General features: G+C 22.6%; 1 protein-coding gene. It reads left to right on the forward strand.

What is annotated here, in order from left to right; genetic code table 11:
* Window positions 1-720 precede the first annotated feature (720 nt).
* Window positions 721-903 carry a proton-conducting transporter transmembrane domain-containing protein gene (locus D1B33_RS18925; protein WP_101335831.1) on the forward strand — a complete coding sequence of 61 codons (183 nt, stop codon included), beginning with the start codon at window positions 721-723 and terminating at the stop codon, window positions 901-903.
* Window positions 904-1,706 lie beyond the last annotated feature (803 nt).

Here is a 1,706-nt window from a genome sequence, read left to right on the forward strand (position 1 = left end):
ATATATATGGAATGATATGAAGTATAAGTTGTTATGTGAATATAATTATGTTTATTGTATTCTTTGTTCTCATTATTTGTATGAGAGAGGATAGAATAAGGTGAGAACTATGAATATATGTAATTTATTATTATATAAGGGTATAATATTCCACCGGGGACCCGGCGGAGGGGGAAAGCCGGGGACCCTGAGAGGAAATATATATATTATTGTATATGATTATATATATATATATGGAATGATATGAAGTATAAGTTGTTATGTGAATATAATTATGTTTATTGTATTCTTTGTTCTCATTATTTGTATGAGAGAGGATAGAATAAGGTGAGAACTATTATGATCAGCTATATAAAGCTAATGAGTTCATACCTCATAAATGAATATATCTTTATTTTAAATGTAGTTTTATTTTCTTTTATATATATTATTAGATTTCATTTAGTTATAAATAGAGATGATTGGTTTTTGTTATGATTAGGTTTAGAGATTAATATAATAATTTTTATTATATTAATATATAAAGAAAGAAGTATATTAAAGATTGAGTCTTGTTTGAAGTATTTTTTTATTCAAAGAATAGGATCAGCTGTTTTAATAAGATGTTTTTATTTAAATAAGGAGTGAGTAGATTTTGTTGTTTGTTTATTATTGGGTTATAAGATTGGTGCAGGTCCTTTTTTTTTTTGGTTTCCTTCGGTTTGTTCTGGTTTATCGTGAATGTCTTGTTTTATATTAATATCTTTTCAAAAATTAATTCCTTTGATAATTATGAGAATTTTTATTTCTTATGTGATTTATATGATAGTAGTGGTTAGATTATTTTTTGGAGTTTTTGGATGTTATAATCAAAGGAATTTTAAGCAGTTAATTGCTTATTCTTCTGTGTATCATATAGGCTGAATTATATTATGTAATTTTTCTGATGACTTAAGTTGATTTGTATATTTATTATTATATTCTTTAATAATTTTTCCAGTTATGAAATTTTTTAGATTTTTATTATTTGAAGATTTTACAATGTTGATAAAAATAAAATATAAGGGTTGGTTGATTTTAATGGTATTAAGAATAGCTGGGATACCTCCTTTATTAGGATTTTTTTTAAAGTTGTTTGCTTTTATAATGATTTTTAAATATGAGTATTATTTTATAATGTTTTTAATTTTTTGTTCTGTAGTAATGTTTTATGTATATTTTCGTATGATTTATGATGTTTTAATGAGATATTATGATAATATGAATTGAATAAATTTTACTATAATGTATAATAAAAATAATTATTTAATTATAATTAATATTGTAGGGTTAATAATGGGAGTTTTTTTAGTTGTTTTTTTTGTTATATAGTTTATTAAGATAATAATTCTATTAGCTTTCAAGGTTAAAAGTGTATATTTAAAATAATTTTATCTTATATGAATTTACAGTTCATCATCTTATGATTTCTTAATTATAATTTTAAATTTGCAATTTAATGTTTTTAAACTATTAGATAATACTGCGATGGTTATATTCAACTAATCATAAGGATATTGGGACGTTATATTTAATATTTGGTGTTTGATCGGCTATAATGGGAACTGCTATAAGAGTTTTGATTCGAATGGAATTAGGAAATCCTGGTAGATTGTTAGGAAATGATCATATATATAATGTTATAGTTACTGCTCATGCTTTTGTAATAATTTTTTTTATAGTGATAC

It is taken from the genome of Ureibacillus yapensis (genome assembly GCF_003515775.1).
GTDB classification, from domain to species: domain Bacteria; phylum Bacillota; class Bacilli; order Bacillales_A; family Planococcaceae; genus Ureibacillus; species Ureibacillus yapensis.